Origin of the sequence: Schnuerera sp. (assembly GCF_035459645.1) — a bacterium.
In the GTDB taxonomy this organism is placed as follows: Bacteria; Bacillota; Clostridia; order Tissierellales; family Tepidimicrobiaceae; genus Schnuerera.
Genome location: NZ_DATHXO010000284.1, coordinates 1 through 3,671, shown reverse-complemented (window position 1 = coordinate 3,671; position 3,671 = coordinate 1). Strand labels below are relative to the sequence as shown.

The 3,671-nt window shown below is 28.2% G+C and carries 6 protein-coding genes; all 6 read left to right on the top strand.

The window, feature by feature from the left end; all coding sequences use genetic code 11:
• Positions 1 to 78 precede the first annotated feature (78 nt).
• Complete coding sequence (locus tag VK998_RS06675; protein WP_325226783.1) at positions 79 to 270, top strand: hypothetical protein; 192 nt, start codon at positions 79 to 81, stop codon at positions 268 to 270.
• Positions 271 to 379: 109 nt separating this feature from the next.
• Positions 380 to 736: a YtxH domain-containing protein gene (locus tag VK998_RS06670; protein ID WP_325226781.1), complete on the top strand. Its 357-nt coding sequence runs from the start codon at positions 380 to 382 to the stop codon at positions 734 to 736.
• A gap of 12 nt (positions 737 to 748) precedes the next feature.
• Positions 749 to 1,201: a hypothetical protein gene (locus VK998_RS06665; RefSeq protein ID WP_325226779.1), complete on the top strand. Its 453-nt coding sequence runs from the start codon at positions 749 to 751 to the stop codon at positions 1,199 to 1,201.
• Between the two features lie 170 nt (positions 1,202 to 1,371).
• Complete coding sequence (locus VK998_RS06660) at positions 1,372 to 2,259, top strand: diacylglycerol/lipid kinase family protein (RefSeq protein ID WP_325226777.1); 888 nt, start codon at positions 1,372 to 1,374, stop codon at positions 2,257 to 2,259.
• Between the two features lie 39 nt (positions 2,260 to 2,298).
• Entirely contained in the window at positions 2,299 to 2,742 is a 444-nt protein-coding gene (locus tag VK998_RS06655) for a MarR family winged helix-turn-helix transcriptional regulator (RefSeq protein ID WP_325226775.1), read from the top strand.
• A gap of 40 nt (positions 2,743 to 2,782) precedes the next feature.
• Positions 2,783 to 3,671 (top strand): protein kinase domain-containing protein (locus VK998_RS06650; RefSeq protein WP_325226773.1); only part of this gene is annotated, 889 nt, incomplete at its 3' end.

Below are 3,671 nucleotides of genomic sequence, written 5' to 3'. Positions count from 1 at the left end.
AATTTTATACTCTATATTACCCATTATAAGAATGATTAAATAAAAAGAAAATATAATATGAAACTAGGAGGTTAAAAGATGGAATTAAATACAAAGGAAGTATTAAAGAAAAAAATTTTGGATGCTCAAGAAATGGTCCGGGACTATGAAATGTATGCTAAAAATGTTGAAGATGTAGAGGTGTCAGATTTATTTAGGAATTTTGCCGAAGAATCTGGATTTCAAGCAAGAAAATTACAAGACATGTTAAAAAAGCTGGATAAAAAATAAGAACAGTTAAATATTTCCCCACTATTATTAAACTTAGCTGGTAAGTTGATTAATATCAAATTTTTAGGGTAATTAATATTCAAAATGGATATGTAAAGGGGAGATTAAAATGAAATTGATTGATTTGTTAAATGAAAAGAAAAAAAAAGCGGAAAGACAAGAAAAGGTGGATACTGCTAAAAAGATAGCTATAGGAACTGCCATCGGCGCTATTACTGGAATACTTTTTGCTCCAAAATCTGGAAAGGAAACCAGAGAAGATATTGCTAAAAAGACAAAAGAGACTACAGAAACGGTAAAAAAATCTGTTAAGGATTCCGTTGAATCCATTAAAGAAGTTGAAGGAAAAGTAAGGGATGATATTAAAGATAAAGTTAGAGAGTTTAAGGAAAGAGATATGATAGAGGTAGAAATAGAAGAAGGTAAGATTGAAGAAGAAGACCCTGAAAAGAATCAGGAAATGTAGTAGGTGATAAATATGACGGCTACTATAACAATTGAGGAACTATTAAAATTTATACTATTCCTATTAGGAATAGGGGTCTTAGGCTATTTATTGGTATTTTTAAAAAATGCAAACAAATTAATTTCTCAAGCTAAAAGTTTAGCAGAAAAAAATGAAAAGGAAATTGATACTGTTTTGAAGCAATTACCAGAAATATCTTTTAATATAAATTCTATATCTGAAGAGACAAAAACTTTAATTGAAGAAGTATCTCCAGAATTAACGGGGTTGGTTTCTAATGCAAATGCTATTACTGAAAAAATAGATAGTACTGGCGAGGTAGTTTTTGATACTATTGATATTGTAAGTGACAGTATCACTGGAACTGCCTCCACATTACAAAATAATATAAAAAACATAAATGATTACATAACTTTAATTATGGAGATAATAGAAATAATTAGAAATGCATTTAAAAGTCGATAATTTATTGATTTGAGAACCCAGTAGGGTTCTCTTTTAATAATTTTTAGTAATAAAAAAAGATTATAATTATCTTTTATTAATAATGTTGCTAAAGGGTTTACTATTGGTATACTATATATAGGTAGTTAATTTAATATATTAAATTATGCAAATAGGAAAGGTTGATATAGATGGAGAAGGTCAAAGTTATATGCAATCCTTCATCAGGGCGACAGGTTGTTCAGAGAAGAGTCGATCATTTAATTAATCTTTTAATAAATGATGGTTATGTTGTTGGGAAATTTAATACAATGGAAAAAGACGATGCTATGCGTGAAACTATGAAAACTTGTAATGAAGATTGGGATTTTATCGTTGTATGTGGTGGGGATGGTACAGTAAATGAAGTAGCAAAAGGTATTGCACAGAGTCAAAGAAAAATACCTGTAGCCATTTTATCAGCTGGTACAGTAAATGATTTTGCTAATCATATGAAACTACCTAAGAATATAGATGATTTTTTTGAAATGATTAAAAATGAAAAGATTAAAAAAGTAGACTTAGGGAAAGTGAATGATGAATACTTTATAAATGTAGCAGCAGGAGGACTTCTGACAAACGTAGGTTATCAAGTTCCTGCTGAAACAAAAGCTATTTTTGGAAGGATGGCCTATTACATAGAAGGGCTTAAGGAAATACCAAAACAAAAATTTGAACCTATTAGAGTAAAGTTTGAAAGTGAAGAATATACAAGAGAAGAAGATATACTGTTATTTTTAATTTCAAATAGTGCTTCAATAGGTGGATTTAAAAGATTAGCACCGGATGCGAATGTGTCTGACGGATATTTAGATATTGTAATTATTAAGAAATCAGAAGTACAAGATTTGGCACAGATATTTATCAATATATTTAGAGGGGAACATGTATACCATCCAAATGTATCTTATTTTAAATCAAAGAAAATTAAGGTAGATACTACTGAAGATATTGTTATAGATATTGATGGAGAATATGGAGGGAAATTACCAGCAGTTTTTGAAGCGGAGCCAGATGGTTTCAATATCTTTGTACCTTAATAGTAAAAGTTTAAAGATTAAAGAAATGGAGGTGCTATTTTGAAAGAAGACATTATTTGTGAAAATGTTGTTAGTATTGAAAAACATTTGAGAAAAATCGACTATATTATACGACTAAAAGGTAGAGAAATATTAAAGGATTTTAATATTACAATTCCTCAATTCAGTGCTTTACAAATTCTTATTTATAATGGAGAATTAACTATAGGTGAATTAAGTCAGAAGATGGCATTAGCATGTAGTACAATAACTGATTTAATAGATAGAATGGAAAAAAACAAATTAGTAATTAGAAAAAAAGACGAAAAGGACAAAAGAGTAGTGAGAATAGAAGTATTGCCAAAGGGACACGATATTGTGAAAAAAGTTTTAGATAAACGTGTAAAATTTTTAGATTCTAAGATGGTAGGTTTAAAAGAAGAAGAAAAAACTTCTTTAAGTAAAGGTTTGGAGTCTTTGTATAAGGCAATGAAAGACAATTGAAAAATTATCCGTTCTAAAATGGAATAAAGGGGAAATAAAGATGAAGTTGATAGATAATAGATATAAGGTTAATAAGGTATTAGAAGACAATATTTACAATAGTGTTTATGAAGTAGTAGATTTTTGGAATGACGACATAAAGCTTTTTATGAAATTATACAATATAGAGAAACAGAACAGGGTTATCGACTACTTTATTAACAATTTTATCAACTTAACTAGAATTAAACATAAATATTTGCTTTCCAGTGAACAATTTTCTATCATAAAAACTATAGATAGGAAGAAAGTGAATATTACCCAGTATTATTCTACCACAGAGTATACAAACAGTCCTAGCCTTGATAAGGTATATGAAAATTTGAACTTAGAACAAAAGTTAAAAATAATATTACAAGCATGTACAGTTTTGGATTTTTTAAACTATAGAGGGATAGTATATAAACATTTAAGTCCTTCAAATATATTTTTATTGAAAGATGGAAGTATAAAGATATTGGATTTAGCTAATATATATGAAGATGTTATCAATGCTAGTTATGCAGATATAACTAGATATTTTATTGCACCTGAAGTCCTATTAAAACAAGAGGATATGATAAATAAAAATGCAGATAAATTTTCTTTAGGGATGCTTATTGCATATTTGTTTACCGAAGATTTTTATTCTGGGAATATAATATTCAAACACAAGGATACCCTTGATATGGATAATAGGCAACTAGATTTTTTGAATGACCTTATAAAAGACTTAACTAAGAAGAACCCAATTACTAGAGAAGTCTCATTAAGAGAAGTAATTGATAATATAAAGGAAATATTTAATATGGATTATGAATACGATTTGGTTAAGGAAAGGGGTATTCTTAATTTTAAAACTCAGATAATTGGTAGAGAAAAAGAGGTTAACAAAATCTTAACAATAGATA

Coding starts and splice junctions, on each gene's coding strand:
- VK998_RS06675 (WP_325226783.1), top strand. CDS start 79: ATGGAATTAAATACAAAGGAAGTATTAAAGAAAAAAATTTTGGATGCT.
- VK998_RS06670 (WP_325226781.1), top strand. CDS start 380: ATGAAATTGATTGATTTGTTAAATGAAAAGAAAAAAAAAGCGGAAAGA.
- VK998_RS06665 (WP_325226779.1), top strand. CDS start 749: ATGACGGCTACTATAACAATTGAGGAACTATTAAAATTTATACTATTC.
- VK998_RS06660 (WP_325226777.1), top strand. CDS start 1,372: ATGGAGAAGGTCAAAGTTATATGCAATCCTTCATCAGGGCGACAGGTT.